13 protein-coding genes are annotated in these 16,695 nt (G+C 63.5%); 5 read left to right on the top strand and 8 right to left on the bottom strand.

Annotated elements, in window-relative coordinates:
- Positions 1 to 91 precede the first annotated feature (91 nt).
- On the top strand, positions 92 to 970 hold the full coding sequence (locus ACSQ3L_RS08415; RefSeq protein ID WP_436159523.1) for a 3-hydroxybutyryl-CoA dehydrogenase: 879 nt from the start codon (positions 92 to 94) through the stop codon (positions 968 to 970).
- Between the two features lie 47 nt (positions 971 to 1,017).
- Here the strand turns inward: ACSQ3L_RS08415 and ACSQ3L_RS08410 are convergent, their stop codons facing one another.
- The 3 genes from ACSQ3L_RS08410 to ACSQ3L_RS08400 form a co-directional block, all read right to left on the bottom strand.
- A complete protein-coding gene (locus ACSQ3L_RS08410; protein WP_436159522.1) occupies positions 1,018 to 2,964 on the bottom strand; it encodes a PAS domain S-box protein in 1,947 nt (648 codons plus the stop codon).
- A 218-nt stretch (positions 2,965 to 3,182) separates the two neighbouring features.
- Positions 3,183 to 3,821 carry an NrsF family protein gene (locus ACSQ3L_RS08405; RefSeq protein ID WP_436159521.1) on the bottom strand — a complete coding sequence of 213 codons (639 nt, stop codon included), beginning with the start codon at positions 3,819 to 3,821 and terminating at the stop codon, positions 3,183 to 3,185.
- Position 3,822: 1 nt separating this feature from the next.
- Positions 3,823 to 4,359, bottom strand: a complete 537-nt coding sequence (locus ACSQ3L_RS08400; protein ID WP_436159520.1) for a sigma-70 family RNA polymerase sigma factor — start codon at positions 4,357 to 4,359, stop codon at positions 3,823 to 3,825.
- Positions 4,360 to 4,651: 292 nt separating this feature from the next.
- Between ACSQ3L_RS08400 and ACSQ3L_RS08395 the strand changes: the two genes are divergently transcribed.
- The 3 genes from ACSQ3L_RS08395 to ACSQ3L_RS08385 all read left to right on the top strand — a co-directional run bounded on the left by ACSQ3L_RS08395 (position 4,652) and on the right by ACSQ3L_RS08385 (position 8,493).
- On the top strand, positions 4,652 to 5,659 hold the full coding sequence (locus ACSQ3L_RS08395; protein WP_436159519.1) for an iron ABC transporter substrate-binding protein: 1,008 nt from the start codon (positions 4,652 to 4,654) through the stop codon (positions 5,657 to 5,659).
- A gap of 174 nt (positions 5,660 to 5,833) precedes the next feature.
- The gene (locus ACSQ3L_RS08390) at positions 5,834 to 7,414 is read left to right on the top strand and encodes an ABC transporter permease (protein WP_436163398.1); all 1,581 of its coding nucleotides are present in this window, start codon (positions 5,834 to 5,836) and stop codon (positions 7,412 to 7,414) included.
- Positions 7,411 to 8,493 carry an ABC transporter ATP-binding protein gene (locus ACSQ3L_RS08385; protein ID WP_436159518.1) on the top strand — a complete coding sequence of 361 codons (1,083 nt, stop codon included), beginning with the start codon at positions 7,411 to 7,413 and terminating at the stop codon, positions 8,491 to 8,493. The genes ACSQ3L_RS08390 and ACSQ3L_RS08385 overlap by 4 nt, the downstream gene beginning before the upstream one ends.
- Positions 8,494 to 8,541: 48 nt before the next feature.
- Here ACSQ3L_RS08385 and ACSQ3L_RS08380 read toward each other — a convergent pair whose 3' ends face one another.
- The 5 genes from ACSQ3L_RS08380 to ACSQ3L_RS08360 form a co-directional block, all read right to left on the bottom strand.
- Entirely contained in the window at positions 8,542 to 9,351 is an 810-nt protein-coding gene (locus ACSQ3L_RS08380) for a phosphodiesterase (protein WP_436159517.1), read from the bottom strand.
- A gap of 64 nt (positions 9,352 to 9,415) precedes the next feature.
- The gene (locus ACSQ3L_RS08375; RefSeq protein WP_436159516.1) at positions 9,416 to 10,516 is read right to left on the bottom strand and encodes a sn-glycerol-3-phosphate import ATP-binding protein UgpC; all 1,101 of its coding nucleotides are present in this window, start codon (positions 10,514 to 10,516) and stop codon (positions 9,416 to 9,418) included.
- Between the two features lie 18 nt (positions 10,517 to 10,534).
- Positions 10,535 to 11,449 carry an ABC transporter permease subunit gene (locus ACSQ3L_RS08370; protein WP_436159515.1) on the bottom strand — a complete coding sequence of 305 codons (915 nt, stop codon included), beginning with the start codon at positions 11,447 to 11,449 and terminating at the stop codon, positions 10,535 to 10,537.
- A 7-nt stretch (positions 11,450 to 11,456) separates the two neighbouring features.
- Entirely contained in the window at positions 11,457 to 12,341 is an 885-nt protein-coding gene (locus ACSQ3L_RS08365; RefSeq protein ID WP_436159514.1) for a carbohydrate ABC transporter permease, read from the bottom strand.
- Between the two features lie 139 nt (positions 12,342 to 12,480).
- Entirely contained in the window at positions 12,481 to 13,833 is a 1,353-nt protein-coding gene (locus tag ACSQ3L_RS08360) for an extracellular solute-binding protein (protein ID WP_436159513.1), read from the bottom strand.
- 423 nt (positions 13,834 to 14,256) lie between these two features.
- Here ACSQ3L_RS08360 and ACSQ3L_RS08355 point away from each other — a divergent pair, with 423 nt between their 5' ends.
- On the top strand, positions 14,257 to 16,695 hold the full coding sequence (locus ACSQ3L_RS08355) for an EAL domain-containing protein (protein WP_436159512.1): 2,439 nt from the start codon (positions 14,257 to 14,259) through the stop codon (positions 16,693 to 16,695).

Raw genomic sequence — 16,695 nt, 5'->3', positions numbered from 1 at the left:
CGCAGCGGTTTTGCGTCCGGAATTGCGGTAAAATAAGAAGGTGGAGCGCTTTCGCAATTCATGCGGAAGGGCTCCGGACGGGATCGGTGTAATGAGCAAGATCGAGACGATCGGCATCATCGGCGCGGGCCAGATGGGCGGCGGCATCGCCCATGTTTCCGCGCTTTCGGGCTACAAGGTGCTGATCTACGATATCTCGCCCGACCGAATCGAGAAGGGCATTGCCACCATCAGTGGCAACATGGCCCGCCAGGTAGGGTCCGGCAAGCTCGACGAGAAAGTGCGCAACGACGCGATGGGCCGCATTTCGGCTGCCCCGGCGATGGCGGATCTTGCCGGCGCCGATCTGGTGATCGAGGCGGCGACCGAGGACGAGACGGTCAAGCGCAAGATCTACGCCCAGCTTTGTCCGCAACTCAATCCCGAAGCCATCCTGGCGACCAACACCTCGTCGATCTCGATCACCCGGCTTGCCGCGCAGACCGACCGGCCGGAGCGGTTCATCGGCATACATTTCATGAACCCGGTGCCGCTGATGAAGCTGGTCGAGCTGGTGCGCGGCATCGCCACCGAGGATCAGACCTTCGAGGCGGCCAAGACCTATGTGAAGCAGCTCGACAAGACGATCACGGTCTCGGAGGATTTTCCGGCCTTCATCGTCAACCGCATCCTGCTGCCGATGATCAACGAGGCGATCTACACGCTCTATGAGGGCGTCGGCTCGGTCGATGCCATCGACACCGCCATGCGGCTCGGCGCCAACCATCCGATGGGACCGCTGCAGCTTGCCGATTTCATTGGCCTCGATACCTGCCTGTCGATCATGCAGGTGCTGCATGACGGCCTGTCGGATTCGAAATACCGCCCTTGCCCGCTGCTGGTGAAGTACGTCGAGGCCGGCTGGCTCGGCCGCAAGACTGGGCGCGGCTTCTACGACTATCGCGGCGAGCATCCCATCCCGACGCGCTGATCAGATCCGCGTCGGCAGCAAGCTTTCCGGACCGGCTCTGATCAGGATCAGGAGGCCACGGCCAGCGGCTCAGGAGCAATCTCCCCGTCAGGCGCCACACAAACGCAGCCGCGGCCGGCCGCCTTGGCCGCATAGCAAGCCGCGTCGGCCCTGGCGATGATCTCGTCAATCTCGCCGCAATTGGCGCTGATCGCGGCCAGCCCAATGCTGGCGCCGATCACGTGAGGACGGCCGTCCCAGGTGAAGTCCAGGCCGCCGATCGCATCGATGATGGAGCGCGCCGCGATCTTGGCGCCGGCTGCCGAACCCGATTTCAGAATGACCGCGAATTCGTCGCCGCCCAGGCGAGCGACGATGTCGTCCGGACCAAGCACGCCGCGAACCGCCTCGGCGACCCGCTTCAGCAGCGCGTCTCCCGCAGCGTGGCCACCCGTATCGTTGACCAGCTTGAAGTGGTCGAGGTCGATGAACATGAACTGGTGTCCGGCGCCTCCGACCGACTTCGTCGTGTCGCCGCCCGACTTTGTCGTGTCGGCGGTGCCGTCCTTGCGTGCCTGGCCGACCAGTTCCTCCATGGCGCGGATGAAGCTCGAGCGATTGGCAAGGCCAGTCAGTGCGTCGTGTGCCGCGGCGTGGGCGAGCTGGCGCTGCAGCGCACGCGCATCGGTGAAGTCCTGGAAGACGATGACCAGCCCGCAGAATTCGTTCCGCTCGTTGATGATCGGCGACACGACCTGACGGATGCTGCAGCGCGTGTCGTCGCGCCGGACAAGGACGGCGCGACTGTTCTGGTCGGCGGGGGCATGAACGCCGACTGCTGGCCGGGTCACGCCGATCCTGTGCCCCGTCTCCTCGTCGACGGCCCAGTAGACATGACCAAGCATCTTGCCGAGAGCCTCGCCGCCGGCAACACCGGTCAGCTTTTCGGCGACCGGATTCATGAAGGTGACACGGTTTGTGGCATCGGTGCAGATGACGGCATCGCCGATCGACTGCAGCGTCACCCTAAGCCGCTCCTTTTCATCGGCCAGCAGCGCCGCCGACACGGTGAGGTGTGCTTCGGCCTCCTTGCGCCGGGTGATGTCGGTCAGGCTGCCTATGGCCCTGACCAGCCGCCCCTCCTGGTCACGCTCGATGGCCTTGCCACGGTCGAGGATCCACATCCAGTGGCCATCCTTGTGGCGCATCCTGAACTCGGCTTCGAAGAACGGCGTCTTGCCATCGAGATGGGCGCGATCGGCTTCGGCGACAGTCTCGCGATCGTCGGGATGGATCATCGACAGCCAGCGGTCGGTGTCGCCATCGAGCTCGCCATCCGCGTAGCCCAGCATCTTGACCCAGGTCGAGGAATAGGTCGTCCCGCCCTTGCGCATGTCAAGGTCCCAGACACCTTGGCCGGCGCCGGCGAGCGCGAAATTCCAACGTGTTTCCGCTTCGGCAATGCGCGCCTCGGCCTGCTTGCGCGCGTCGATGTCCTCGATCTGCGAGACGAGATAGAGCGGGCGGCCGCTGTTTTCGTCACGAATGACCGAGCCGGCAAGATGAGCCCAGACGGGTGTGCCATCCTTGCGGAGATAGCGCTTTTCGAAGTGGAAGGAATTGACCGTGCCGGCTCTCATGCCGTCCATCGTTTTCCGGCCGATATGCAGATCTTCGGGATGCGTGATCTGGAAGAAGGTCAGCGCCTCTAGCTCTTCGCGACTGTAGCCAAGCATGGTGGCGAAAGCCGGATTGGTCTCGCGAATGCGCCCGTCGAGACCGACGACGACGATGCCGATCGCAGAATCCTCCATGGCACGACGAAAGCGCAGCTCGCTTTCGGCGATCTGCCGGCGATCCCTGCTGATCCGACGGACGGACAGGGCGGCGAGGAACAGCGCGCCCGCCGCTACCGCCGCCGATATCCGCAGGCAGAGTTTCAGCGCTTCGGTGCCGAGGTCCAGGCGCGACAGCAGGATCGAGCCCGCCATGACGCCCAGGCCGGCTACGAGCAACGCCAGCCCTGCGTACTCAAAAGATTTTCGGCCGGTCAATCCTCGCCACATCACGATACGTGCCACCCCCGTGCGCAAACGCATGTTGTCGCATCAACCTTGACCGATCGATTTTAAAGAAAGGTTGCGTCCGGCATACCGGCGCCATCGCTAACCGGCAAACAATTGCCGGCATGATTAAGGATCGGTGTGCATGGGCTTGCGATCGCGGCGGGACGCTACCAGCGCACGAAAAACCGCCCGCCAAGCGCGCCGAGCAATGCGAGCGCCGCGATCGCTATCGTGTACCAAGTGGCGACGAAAAGCGGCGAATCGTCGAAGCAATGCGCGGCGTAGAAGGTCGCCGCCAGCCCGCCGGCGAGCAGGCCCGCCACGGCGCCGGCAAGCACAGGACGCGTCGGCGCACCGTAGCGCAGCATCCACAGGAAGATGGCAAGCGGACCGAGGCCGATCAGCGGGATGAAGCCCATGCAGATCATCATGTTGGAGCCGACCATCCTTGTGCCCCACAGTGCCTCCGGCACCATGAAAAGCTCCAGAACCACCGCCACTGCTACCAGCGCCGGCGCAGCGGCCATCCAGGCTATTGCCCGGCCCGTCGAGGCACCCGGCGTTGACAAGGCACGGATCAGGGCGAAGGCGCTGACGGCAAGCACGATGGTGAAAACGAATTTGGAGAGGAAGCGCATCGTGTGCGCGGCCGCCATGAAATCCGGGCGCGGACCAATGGTCAGCAGGAAAACGACGGCCGCGATCACCGCTGCCGCACTGGCGGCCAGCCACCAGGCCGATTGCAGCGGCATCGCCTTGCTGCTTGCATCGGCGTCCAGCGCCTTGATGAGATCGTCCGTCCTCATGTCATTCCCGCCCGAATCGCTTCGCTATCGCGGCAAGTCCGCGATGCAGCGACACACGCACCGCCGTCTCGCTGATGCCGAATTTTGCCGCTGTCTCGCCGATGGACCGCCCTTCCACCGACACGGCCGAGACCACGGAGCGCTGTGCCGGCGACAGGCCGTCCAGTGCCCGGTTGATGTCGCGCTCGCTGACGGTCTCGGTTTCCGGCTCGGCGAAGGTCTCGGCGATGTCGTCGACGTCGATCTCGATGCGCCGTCCGCGCCTCCGGAACGCGTCGATCAGCTTGAAGCGGGCGATCGCATAGATCCACGGCAACACCGGCGCATCCTGGCGCCAGGTATGCCGTTTCACATGAATGGCCAGCAAGGTTTCCTGCACGACATCCTCGGGATCGACCCCGCCCTGCACGATCTTGCGCCTGGCAAAACCGCGAACCAGCGCGGCAATCCGGTGCAGAAAGTCGGCGTAAGCCCTTTCATCTCCCGCGATCGCGGCCCGCATCAGCCGGGAAAGTTCGGCCTCGTCCTTGCCGCTCACAAGAGTTCACTCCCCGATTTTCGCGTCTCGGCGCTGATTTGTTACGTGGCCGGCGAAATAATGTCCAAGCCAAACTGCCGGCAAATCACGAAAATTCGCGGGAGCCGACCGTGGACCGGTTCGTGCCACACGAGTCGGCTGGACCCGTGAGCATTGCGCGAAATTCTCCGCCCGCACCTACCTTTGCCCCTCAGCGACCGATTGAAGCACACCATCAATGTTGACTACTGGTGTCAGGTATCGATAGGTGCAGGCGTGACGACCCAAGCCCCCTGAGATCGAGGACAATGATATGAAATACACTCTTTCCACCCTGGTCGGCGCCACTGCGCTGGCAATCAGCCTGATCGCCGGCCCAGCAATGGCCGAGGATGCCGGCATCATTGTCTACAACGCCCAGCACGAAACCCTGACCAAGGCGTGGGCCGAAGGCTTTACCAAGGAAACCGGCATCAAGGTCACCGTCCGTGATGGCGGCGACAGTGACTTCTCCAACCAGATCGTCGCCGAAGGCGCTGCCTCGCCGGCCGACGTGTTCCTGACGGAGAACTCGCCGGCCATGGCGCTGGTCGAGAGCGCTGGCCTGTTCGCGCCGGTCGACGCCGACACGCTGGCGCAGGTTCCCCAGGACTATCAGCCGGCCAGCGGCAAATGGGTCGGCGTTGCCGCGCGCAGCACCGTCTTTGCCTACAACAAGACCAAGCTGACCGCCGACCAGCTGCCCAAGTCGATGCTCGATCTCGCCGATCCGAGCTGGAAGGGCCGTTGGGCCGCCTCCCCGTCGGGCGCCGATTTCCAGGCCATCGTCAGTGCGCTGCTGCAGCTCAAGGGCGAGGCGGCCACGGCGGACTGGCTGAAGGCGATGAAGACCAATTTCACCGCTTACAAGGGCAACAGTACGGTGATGAAGGCGGTCAATGCCGGTGAGATCGAAGGCGGCGTGATCTATCACTATTACTACTTCGGCGATCAGGCCAAAACCGGCGAAAACAGCAAGAACGTCGCGCTGCACTATTTCAAGAACCAGGATCCGGGCGCCTTCGTCTCGATTTCCGGCGGCGGGGTGCTGGCCTCGAGCAAGCATCCCAAGGAAGCCCAGGCCTTCCTGAAATGGGTGACCGGCAAGGGCGGCCAGGACGTGCTGAAGACCGGCGATTCCTTCGAATACGCGGTCGGCAAGGGTGCGGAATCCAACCCGAAGCTGGTGCCGCTCGCCGATCTGCAGGCGCCGAAGGTCGATGCCACGACGCTGAACTCCAAGAAGGTCACCGACCTGATGACGGCAGCCGGCTTGCTTTAGTTGCCATTCCTCCTAAAAGGACAACCGACCACGCTCCCGCGGGAATTCGCCTTCCGCGGGAGTGATTTTGTTTTTCGAGATGGCATTCGTCGATGACGACACGCTGTGTTCCCGACCGCGATCGCGGTCCTTCAATTGCTGCCGCTGGACGGCAACGGCACGGCGTCTGACCTGATGCAGTCTGCGGTCGATCTCGCGCATTCGGGCCTGGCTTCGGGAATAAGCCGAAGGGCTCGGCGACGCGCACCGCTTTGGCTGGTCATCGCCGCCATCTTCGTTGCGCTGCTGGCGCTGCTGCCGCTTGCCTTCATCATCTGGATCGCGGTGCAGACCGGCTGGGAAACCGTCTCGGCGCTGGTCTTCCGGCCGCGTGTCGGCGAGCTTCTGGTCAACACCGTCCTGCTGGTCGCGCTCTCCGTGCCGATCACAATCGTGCTGTCGGTGGCGCTGGCCTGGCTGACCGAGCGCAGCGACCTGCCGGGCGCCCGGCTCTGGGCCTGGCTGTGCGTGGCGCCGCTCGCCATCCCGGCCTTCGTGCACAGCTATGCCTGGATCACCATGGTGCCCGGACTGCATGGCTTGTGGGCCGGCGTGCTGGTTTCAGTGATCGCCTATTTCCCATTCCTCTATCTGCCGGTGTCGGCGGCGTTGCGCCGTCTCGATCCTGCCCTCGAGGACGCCGCGGCCGCACTCGGCCTTGGGCCACGGCGCGTGTTCTGGCGTGTCGTGCTGCCGCAATTGCGGCTCGCCATCTGCGGCGGCTCACTGCTGGTCGGGCTGCATCTGCTGGCCGAGTATGGGCTCTATGTCTTCATCCGCTTCGACACTTTCACCACGGCGATCGTCGACCAGTTCCAGTCGACCTTCAACGGACCGGCCGCTAACATGCTGGCTGGCGTATTGGTGAGCTGCTGCTTCGTGCTGCTCGGCCTCGAAGTGCTGGTGCGCGGAGAGGAGCGCTATGCCCGTGTCGGCTCCGGCGCCGCGCGCTATCAGCAGCGTACGAGCCTCGGACGCGCCACCATCCCGAGCCTGCTCTTGCTCGTCGTCACCGCACTGCTGGCGCTCGGTGTGCCGTTCGTCACCATTGGCGGCTGGCTTGCCGCCGGCGGCGCAGCAGTCTGGCGCCTCAACGAGATCGGCCTGGCGCTTGGCCAGACGCTGTTCCTGGCGCTCGCCGGCGCATTGCTGGCCACCGTCGCCGCCATGCCGATGGCCTGGATCTCGATCCGCGCGCCGGGGCCGTTGCAGCGTCTGCTGGAGGGCTGCAACTACATCGTCGGCTCGCTGCCCGGCGTCGTCATTGCGCTGGCGCTGGTCACCATCACCGTGCGCATCGCGCTGCCGCTCTACCAGACGCTGTTCACCATCCTGGTGGCCTATTCGCTGATGTTCCTGCCGCGCGCGCTGGTCAGCCTGCGGGCATCGATTGCGCAGGCGCCGGTCGAGCTCGAACGCGCCGCTTCCAGTCTCGGCCGGCCGCCGCTGCAGGCACTGTGGTCGACGACCATCCGCCTGTCGGCGCCGGGTGCCGCGGCCGGGATGGCGCTGGTGGCGCTCGGCATCATGAATGAACTGACCGCGACCCAGATGCTGGCACCGAACGGTACCCGCACGCTGGCGATGGCGTTCTGGGCCTACAGCGGCGAGATCGATTATGCCTCGGCGGCGCCTTATGCCTTCATCATGGTGGCGATGTCGCTTCCCTTGACCTGGCTGCTCTATGTCCAGTCGAAGCGGATGGCCGGACGATGAGCTTTCTCGAAATCAGCGGCCTGCACAAGCATTACGGCCCGGTGGCCGCTCTTGCCGGCGTAGATCTCAGCGTCACCAGCGGCAGCCGCACGGCGATCGTCGGCCCGTCCGGCTGCGGCAAGACCACCTTGCTGCGGCTGATCGCCGGATTCGAAGCGCCGGACCAGGGCCGCATCACGCTCGACGGCGAGGTGCTGGCCAATGGCGGCGCGGCGGTGCCGGCATATCGTCGAGGCATCGGCGTGGTGGCCCAGGATGGTGCGCTGTTTCCGCATCTGACCATTGGTGACAATATCGGTTTCGGCATGGGCCGGGGCGAGGACAAGCGCACCGAGCGCATCGTCGAGCTCGCCTATATCGTCGGGCTCGACAAGGCGATCCTCAAACGCCGCCCGCACGAGCTTTCCGGCGGCCAGCAGCAGCGTGTGGCACTGGCCCGCGCCATGGCGATGAAGCCCCGGCTGATGCTTCTCGACGAGCCGTTCTCGGCGCTCGATACCGGCCTGCGCGCCTCGATGCGCAAGGCGGTGGCCGAGCTTCTGGAAGAGGCGGGCATCACCACCATCCTGGTGACGCACGACCAGGCCGAAGCGCTGTCCTTCGCCAGCCAGGTCGCGGTGATGCGCGACGGCAAGTTCTCGCAAATCGGTACGCCGCGCGAGCTCTATCTCAAGCCGAAGGACAGGATGATCGCCGAGTTCCTCGGCGACGCCATCATCCTGCCGGCAAAGATATCGGATGGCTTCGCCAGTTCGCCGCTCGGCCGCATCGCGGTCGACACCAGTGACAGCCGCGATATCGCCCGTATCATGCTGCGGCCGGAGCAGATCGCGCTGAAAAGAACGTCGCGCGAGGGCATGTCGGGCACCTCGGACATGCTGTTCGGCGAAGTGACGGAATCGGAATTCGCCGGCTCGATGTGCACGATCGCGGTGCGGCTTCTGAACAGCGCCGATCCGCCCGATGCAGCCGCGATCGGCAACACGCCGCTGGTCCTGCGCAAACCGGGCATGGACGCGCCGGCGGTCGGCGAGATCGTCCGGCTGACCGTGTCGGGAAAGGCGCATGTCTTCGGCTGAACGGGCGATGGCTTTTGTCACACTTCGCCACAACGCGGCGTAGCCGGCTCACGCCATGATGAATTCACCGGTTTCGCCGGAATAAATCGGCCATCGTTCGAGAAAATCGCAACCGTGAACGACCACGTGCTCGTTGGCGCTGTCGATCAGGACGACCGCGTAGGAAGGCGGCGCCTGCTCGACAATCTCGCTCGATCTGTCGAGGGCAAGCTCGAACCTGGCATGCAGGCCGCGCTGCGCCGAGAACGGAATGCCGGCGACCGTGCCGGCAATGTCGCGATGGACGTGACCGAAGAAGATATGGCGGACATTGCCATGGCGCCTGAGCAGGCCCAGCAACCGTTCGGGCTGCTCGAGGGCCAGCGGATCGAGCTGCGGTAGGCCCAGCGCAACCGGCGGATGATGCATGAAGACATAGGCTGGCTTGCCGGCTGCTTCTTCGAGCCGGGATTCGAGCCAGGCCAGCCGCCTGTCGCACAATTCGCCTTCGATGCGCCCTTCCGCCAGGCAGTCGAGAAACAGCAGCACCTCGTCGGCCGTTTGATGGGCGGACTGCACGAAGCCGTTCTCATCGAGCGGAATTTCGGGAAACGCTGCGACCAGATTGGTCCGCCGGTCGTGATTCCCCGGCAGCAGCCGCCAGGGCACCGACAGCGCGCTCAACGCTGTCCTGAGATCGGCATAGCTCTCGGGCGCGCCGGTCTCGGTCAGGTCGCCGGTGAAGACGCAAAGTGCGGCATCGGCGTGATGCGCATTGATGTGCGCGATGCATGAAGCCAGCCGCTGATGCAGGTCAGCGCCATAGCGGCGCTCGCCTTGCCGGCCAAGATGGACATCGGTGACCTGGACAATTTTCATTGCACGCTTCTTCGATCTGCCGGTGGCGCCTGCCCGTCATCGGCGATAATGGCTGGTTCAGAAGTCAGAGTGCCGGCTCCGGAACGGAAGCCTTGAAGACCTCGATACGGGTTCCTGTCTCCGACGAGAAGAAATGCAGATCCTCGGGCGAGATCTTCAGGCCGACCGCGCTGCCCGGTTCAGGGTGGATAGGCTCCGACGTCATCACCGAAAACGGCGCGCCGTCGAGGTCGACATAGATGACGCGGCCCGCGCCCAGCTCCTCGACGAGATCGACGGTCGCATTGAGCGCACCTGCCGTGCCCGGCGCCACAAGCCGCACGGCTTCCGGCCGGATGCCCATCGCTACTTTCGTGCCGACGGGCAGACCCGCACGTGTCATGGCCAGGCGCCGGCTGCCGCCAAGCAGCGACAGCCCGTCGAGCTCGACCGTGCCTTCGAGAATGTTCATGGCCGGCGCACCGACGAAGGTGGCGACAAAACGGCTGGCCGGACGGCTGTAGATCTGGGCCGGCGTGCCGACCTGTTCGACGCGGCCGCCATTCATCACCACCAGCCGGTCGGCCAGCGTCATCGCTTCGACCTGGTCATGCGTGACGAAGACCGAGGTGGCGTTCAGCCGGCGATGCAGCTTGCGGATTTCCGAACGCATCTGAACGCGCAGCTTGGCGTCGAGATTGGACAACGGTTCGTCGAACAGGAACACTTTGGGCTCGCGGATCATGGCGCGGCCCATGGCGACACGCTGCCTCTGCCCACCGGACAGCGCCATCGGCTTGCGGTCGAGTAGATGTTCGAGCTCCAGCGTGCGGGCAACCGCCTGGATGCGCTGGGTGCGCTCGGCGGCGGGAACGCCGGCGACCTTGAGCGAATAGCCGATGTTCTGCGCCACGCTCATATGCGGATAGAGCGCGTAGTTCTGGAACACCATGGCGCAGCCGCGCTCGCGCGGTTCCAGTTTGTTGACGACGGTGCCATCGATGGCGATCTCGCCGCCGGATATGTCCTCAAGCCCGGCGATCATCCGCAGCAGCGTGGACTTGCCGCAGCCCGATGGCCCGAGGATGACGACGAACTCGCCCGACGCGATGTCGAGGTCGACGCCGTGCACGACCTGCATCTTGGCGTAGCTTTTCTTGACGTCGCGAATGGTGATGGAGGCCATCTTTCGTCTCCTTTCAGGTCACTTCTCGGTGGCGATCAGGCCGCGCACGAACCAGCGTTGCATGAGCACCACGACAATCAGCGGCGGCAGCATGACGATAAGCGTTCCGGCCATGGCGATGTTCCATTCCGGAATACCGCCGACATTGGGGATGAGCTGCTTCAGCTCGGTGACCGCTGTCGCATGCGACTGGTCGGTGGTGATTAGCAGCGGCCACAGATACTGGTTCCACGCCCACAGGAACATGATGGTCCCAAGCGCGGCCATGTTGTTGCGCGACAGCGGCAGCAGGATATCGATGAAGAAGCGCAGGGCGCCGGCACCGTCCATGCGCGCGGCTTCGGTCAACTCATCCGGCACGGTCAGGAAGAACTGCCGGTACAGAAAAGTGCCGGTGGCGGTCGCGATCAGCGGCAGGATCAGCCCCGAATAGGAATTGAGCAGCCCGAGGTTGAGCGAAACCTGGATGCCCGAGATTTTTTCGATGAGCCAGCTCAGGCCGGTCACGTCGAGAATGGCCTGATAGGGCGACAGCACGTTGGCGACGACCGCGTAGGTCGGCACGATGCGCACTTCCAGCGGCAGCATCAGCGTCACGAAGATCAGCCAGAAGATGAAGGTACGGCCGGGATAGCGGAAATAGACGATCGAGAAGGCTGTGAGCGCCGAGATGATCACTTTGCCCGCCGCGACGCCGGCGGCCATGATGAAACTGTTCAGAAGCTTGGGGCCGAGATCGGCCGTCGTCCATGCCGTCTTGATGTTGAGCCAGAAATCGCTGCCCGGCAGCAGCGACATCGGCACATCGTTGACATCCCTGAGATTGTGGGAGGCGGCGATGGCAACGACCACGAACGGTGCGATGCAAAGCACGAAGCCGACGAACAGGATCACGTGCGTGAAGAAATTGAGGAACGGGGTGCGCTCTACCATGCCAGCCTCACCGGTAGTGCACACGCCGCTCGATGAAGCGGAACTGGAAAATGGTCAGCACGACGATGAGCACCATCAGGATGATGCTCTGTGCGGCAGCACCGGAGTAGTCGAGGCCTTTGAAGCCGTCGGAATAGATCTTGTAGACCATCAGATTGGTGGCGTTCGCCGGTCCGCCCGAAGTCATGATGTCGACGATGCCGAAGGAATCCTGGAAGCTCTCGGTGATGTTGATGACCAGCAGGAAGAAGATCGTCGGCGTGATCAGCGGGAACTGGATGTCCCAGAAGCGTCTGAGGACGCCGGAGCCATCCATCGCCGCCGCCTCGATCAGCGAACGCGGGATGGCCTGGAATGCGGCGAGGAAGAAGATGAAGTTATAGCCGACATATTTCCAGGAGAAGGCGATGATGATCGAGGCCATGGCGTCAGTGCCGTCAAGGCCAGGATCCCAGAAACCGGGCCAGACCTGGTTGACGACGGCCATGAAGCCGGCCTCCGGCGCCAGGATGAAGCGGAACGCCATTGCCAGCGCCGGCGCCGCGATGCCGTAGGGCCAGATCAGCACCACGCGGTAGAAGCGCGACCCGGTCAGTTGCCGGTCGGTCAAGGCGGCCAGAGCGAGGCCGATGAACATCGCAAGCCCGGTGCTGATGCCGGCAAAGACAAGACTGGCGGTGATCGAGTTCCAGTAGTCGGCGTTGGACAGGATAGAGCGGAAATTGTCGAGCCCGACCCAGATGTTGCCGCCGCCCCAGGGCTGCTGCAGCGTCAGCGACCAGTACACGGCCTGACCTGCCGGCCAGTAGAAGAACGTGAAGATCAAGAGGAGCTGCGGCACCGCGAAAAGGATGCCGATCGTCCAGCTGCCAAAGGTAACGCGTTTTTCCATCGGTCCGCCGATGCCGCTCAACGGCCACTTCGAGGAAGACTAGTAACGAAATGGCCGCCCGTCGACCCAAGCATGATCCCGAATTTTCGCAAAGGACCATGCTCGGAGAAGACCGGCGGGCGGCCGTGCAGATTACGGATCAGGGCAGGGTCTTGCCCGGATAGGTCTGCTGGAAGCGGTCGAGAATGGCGTCGCCATTCTTGACCAGCGTATCGAGGCCTTCCTGGACGCTGACCTTGTTGGCGAAGATCGCCTGCATCTGGGTGCCGAACTCGGCGCGGATCTGGGTGAAGTTGCCCAAGCGGATGCCGCGGGTGATTTCGGTCGGCTCGGACGCGGTCAGGCTGGCGATCGCGACTTCACGGCCCTTATACGGCGCCTTGTCGTAGAAGCCGGTGGACTTCATGTAGTCGAAGCCCGACTTGGTCACCGGGATGTAGCCGGTGTTGGTCGACCAGAACAATGCGGTCTTGGGATCGTGGATGAAGTTGAGGAACGCGGCCGCGCCCTTGTATTCCGCATCCGACTTACCCGAGAGAACCCACAGCGAAGCGCCGCCGACGAGCGAATTCTTGCGCTCGGTGCCGGCATAGACCGGCAGTTCGGCGACATCCCAGTTCATGCCTGCCTTCTGCGTCTTGCCGACGGTGCCGTGATCGCCGACCGAGGTCATGATGACCTGGCAGGTGCCGGAGGCGAAGGCCTGGACCATGTCCTGGCCGAGGTCCTTGGACTTGATCTTGACGAGGCCGGCATCATACCATTTCTTGAGGTCGGTGACATACTGGACGAATTTGGTCTTGTTGACTTCCAGACGCGCGTCGAGGCCATCATAGCCGTTGTTCTTGGTCGCGATCGGCTGGTTGTGGAGCGCCGAGAACTGCTCCATCAGCTGCCAGCTTTCATTGGCCGAGATGTTGATCGCCATCGGGCATTCATAGCCGGCGTCCTTCATCGCCTGGAGGTCGGCACCGACATCTTCCCAGGTCTTCGGGGCTTCGGTCTTGCCGATCTTGGCGAAGGCGTCCTTGTTCCAGTACATCAGCGCGGTCGAGGAATTGAACGGGAAGGACAGCATCTCGCCCTTCGAGGTCGCGTAATAGCGGGCGATGCCGGGGAAATAGTCGGCGTAGTCGATCTTGTAGCCGTTTTCTTCCATCAGCTTGTCGGCCGGCTTGTAGGCGCCCGACAGCATCATGGTGGCGGTGCCGACATCATAGACCTGGACCACGGCGGGCTGCTTACTGGCGCGGAAGGCGGCGATCGTGTTCTGCAGCGTGGCGTCGTAATTGCCCTGGCTGGTGCAGACGACTTCATAGTCGGCCTGCGAGGCGTTGAAGTTCTTGCACAGCGTGTCGACGACGCGTGCCAGGTCGCCCGAAAGGCCGAACCAGAAATCGAATTTTACCGGCTCTGCGACGGCAGGCACCGCAAGCACCGCGCTGAGCGCGCCTGCGGCAAGGGCTGCAAGGCCCCGCTTGATGATGGTCATGATTTCTTCCCTCTTGAGTGGCTGTTGACAAGGGTCTTGCGCAAGTCCTTGCCCGCTCTCTTAGAGAAGGTATGTGACAGTTCTGCTGTGGCCTCCCAGGCCTGTGGACAGCCCGTCTCTCCTCCCCTCCGGCGGCTGCGTCGGCATGAAAATGTCATGCCAGCGCCCTAGGTAGCTAGGGCGGCTGCCGAGGACGCAAAGGCCGTGAAGATCAGCCATAATTATCCGGCTAAGGGGATGCCATCGGTCGTGACGCTCCGCATCGCCTGACGAGCGCCCCAGCCGGCTTCCACCAGAAGAAATCAGCCGCCTTCTCCCGGAAAACACGCCAGGGTTGCAGGCGCATTTAATCGATCCTTCAATGAGCAAGCGCTAATCAGTCCTACTGCCCTGTTTATTTTCCGATAGATCAGGTGAAATAAGATGCTGACGGTCTACAATTGTATCGTCAACCAACACGATCTGAGACTGGTCGCACTGGCCGCGCTGATCTGCGGAATTTCCTGTTTCTCTGCTGTCAACCTGCTTCATCACATCAGCCGCTCCACAGATCGGAACCGGCTTGCCTGGCTGACGATCGCGGCTACGTCGACCGGCTTCGGTATCTGGGCAACGCATTTCATCGCCATGCTTGCGTTCACGCCGGGAATACCCAGCGCCTACGATCCCGCCCTCTCCGTGCTCTCGCTCGCCGCTTCGGTCGCGTTGACGGCGGCCGGCATGTGGATCGCCACATTGCGCAACGAATTTGATTATCATCTCGTCGGCGGCGCCGTCCTGGGCGGCGGCATCGCGGCGATGCACTACATCGGCATGGCGGCATTCGAGGTCCAGGGTCGGATCGAATGGAACCTGTTGCTTGTCGCCGTTTCCCTGCTTGCCGGCGTAGCGCTTGCGGGGCTGGCATTACGTGTCGTACTGCGCCGCCCCTCCCTGAAGGCGACATCCGCCGGCGCGGTGCTGCTGACGCTGGCGATCTGCACCCTGCATTTCATCGGTATGGGTGCCGTCTCGATCTTTCCCGATTCCTCGATCTCCATATCCGAATACACGATCGAGCCGACCTCGCAGGCTTTCGCAGCCGCAGCCGCCACGCTGGTGATCCTGGTGCTGTCGGCATCGGCACTGTGGATCGATCTGCGCTTCCGTCGCCAGAAGCTCGAGGTCGACCGTATGCATGGCCTGGCCAATGCCGCCGTGGAGGGTCTGATCGTCTGCGACGGCAACCGCATCATCAGCGCCAATGACAGCATTGCAAGGCTGACCGGCATGGCGACCGCGACGCTGAACGGAATGCAGCTCGGCGATCTCTTCGGGTCCGATATATCAGGCTTCGGCGAGCAGCCGCAGGAGGTCGAATTGAGCGGCCGCGACGGCACAAGCATCCCTGTCGAGCTGATCGCCAGGAGCATCGACTATTGTGGCAAACCCCATAACGTGGTCGCGGTCCGCGACATTCGCGAGCGCAAGAAGGCGGAACAGGAGATCCTGCGCCTTGCTCATTTCGATCCATTGACCGGACTGGCCAATCGCCGCAGCTTTTCCGGCCGGCTGGAGGCGGAAATTGCAGCAATGGGCCGGACCAGGAAAGGCGGCCACCTTGCGCTTCTGCTGCTCGATCTCGACCGTTTCAAGGAGGTCAACGACCTGTACGGGCACGGCGCCGGCGACGCCATGCTGCAGAAGGTTGCGCATTGCGTGACCGGCGTCCTTCGTCAAGGACAGATGGTGGCGCGGCTGGGCGGCGACGAATTCGCCATCATCGCCCCGAACCTGACCGACCCGTTGGAGGCCGGCCGTATCGCCAACGCCGTGCTGACCGTCATGCGCGAGGAAAACCGGCTCTCGGTCGGCGGCGGCCTTGTGTCGGCCAGCATCGGCATTGCGCTTTATCCATCGGATGCCGAAAACCAGACCAGCCTGATAAGCCACGCCGACACGGCACTCTACCGGGCCAAGACCGAAGGCAAGGACACCTACCGCTATTTCGAAGCCTCGATGGGGGCCGAGGCCCGCGACAAGCGCGTGATGGAGCACGAACTGCGTCAGGCGGTCGCGCGCCAGGAGTTCTACCTCGTCTACCAGCCGCAGAAGGAGATCAGCAGCGGCAAGATGATCGGCTTCGAAGCCCTGATCCGCTGGCGCCATCCGACGCGCGGCGACGTGCCCCCGAGCATATTCATCCCGGTGGCCGAAGACAGTGGAGCCATTGGCCAGATTGGCGATTGGGTGCTGACGGCGGCCTGCGCGGAAGCCGCCCGCTGGGAAAATCCGCTGACGGTAGCCGTCAACGTTTCGGCCGTGCAGCTTCACAATACGAATTTCAGCCGCAAGGTCCATGAAACACTGCTGAATTCCGGCTTGGCGCCCGGCAGGCTCGAACTGGAGATCACCGAAACGGCGCTCGTCAAGGACATGCCGCGCGCGCTGGCGACCTTGCGGCAGGTCAAGGCGCTGGGCGTGCGCGTGGCCATGGACGATTTCGGAACCGGCTATTCCTCGCTATCCAACCTGCGCGCCTTCCCCTTTGACAAGATCAAGATCGATGGCTCCTTCATCAAGTCCGTTGACAAGAACGGCCAGGTCGCGGCGATCGTGCGCGCCGTCCTGGGACTTGGACGCGGCCTCGGCCTGCCGGTTCTGGCGGAGGGTGTCGAGACGCTCGGCGAACTGAAATTCCTGGACGCCGAAGCCTGCGAGATCGGCCAGGGCTACTATATCGGCAGGCCGGCTCTCATCGAGGAATTCGGCGACCTGACCGGTGTCGCCGCACCCACGGTCGGCAACAAAGCCGCCAGCCTGCGCGACAGAAGCGTTCTGGCCTTCGCGCCCGCGCCGGTCCTTGGTCTGAACAGGGCCTAG

The organism is Mesorhizobium sp. LjRoot246, assembly GCF_964254115.1.
GTDB lineage: Bacteria > Pseudomonadota > Alphaproteobacteria > Rhizobiales > Rhizobiaceae > Mesorhizobium.
Note: the sequence above shows the minus strand (reverse complement) of the source record. Positions and strands in the feature narration are given on the sequence as shown.

Coding starts and splice junctions, on each gene's coding strand:
- ACSQ3L_RS08385 (WP_436159518.1), top strand. CDS start 7,411: ATGAGCTTTCTCGAAATCAGCGGCCTGCACAAGCATTACGGCCCGGTG.
- ACSQ3L_RS08355 (WP_436159512.1), top strand. CDS start 14,257: ATGCTGACGGTCTACAATTGTATCGTCAACCAACACGATCTGAGACTG.
- ACSQ3L_RS08395 (WP_436159519.1), top strand. CDS start 4,652: ATGAAATACACTCTTTCCACCCTGGTCGGCGCCACTGCGCTGGCAATC.
- ACSQ3L_RS08380 (WP_436159517.1), bottom strand. CDS start 9,351: ATGAAAATTGTCCAGGTCACCGATGTCCATCTTGGCCGGCAAGGCGAG.
- ACSQ3L_RS08370 (WP_436159515.1), bottom strand. CDS start 11,449: ATGGTAGAGCGCACCCCGTTCCTCAATTTCTTCACGCACGTGATCCTG.
- ACSQ3L_RS08360 (WP_436159513.1), bottom strand. CDS start 13,833: ATGACCATCATCAAGCGGGGCCTTGCAGCCCTTGCCGCAGGCGCGCTC.
- ACSQ3L_RS08405 (WP_436159521.1), bottom strand. CDS start 3,821: ATGAGGACGGACGATCTCATCAAGGCGCTGGACGCCGATGCAAGCAGC.
- ACSQ3L_RS08365 (WP_436159514.1), bottom strand. CDS start 12,341: ATGGAAAAACGCGTTACCTTTGGCAGCTGGACGATCGGCATCCTTTTC.
- ACSQ3L_RS08390 (WP_436163398.1), top strand. CDS start 5,834: ATGCAGTCTGCGGTCGATCTCGCGCATTCGGGCCTGGCTTCGGGAATA.
- ACSQ3L_RS08375 (WP_436159516.1), bottom strand. CDS start 10,516: ATGGCCTCCATCACCATTCGCGACGTCAAGAAAAGCTACGCCAAGATG.
- ACSQ3L_RS08415 (WP_436159523.1), top strand. CDS start 92: ATGAGCAAGATCGAGACGATCGGCATCATCGGCGCGGGCCAGATGGGC.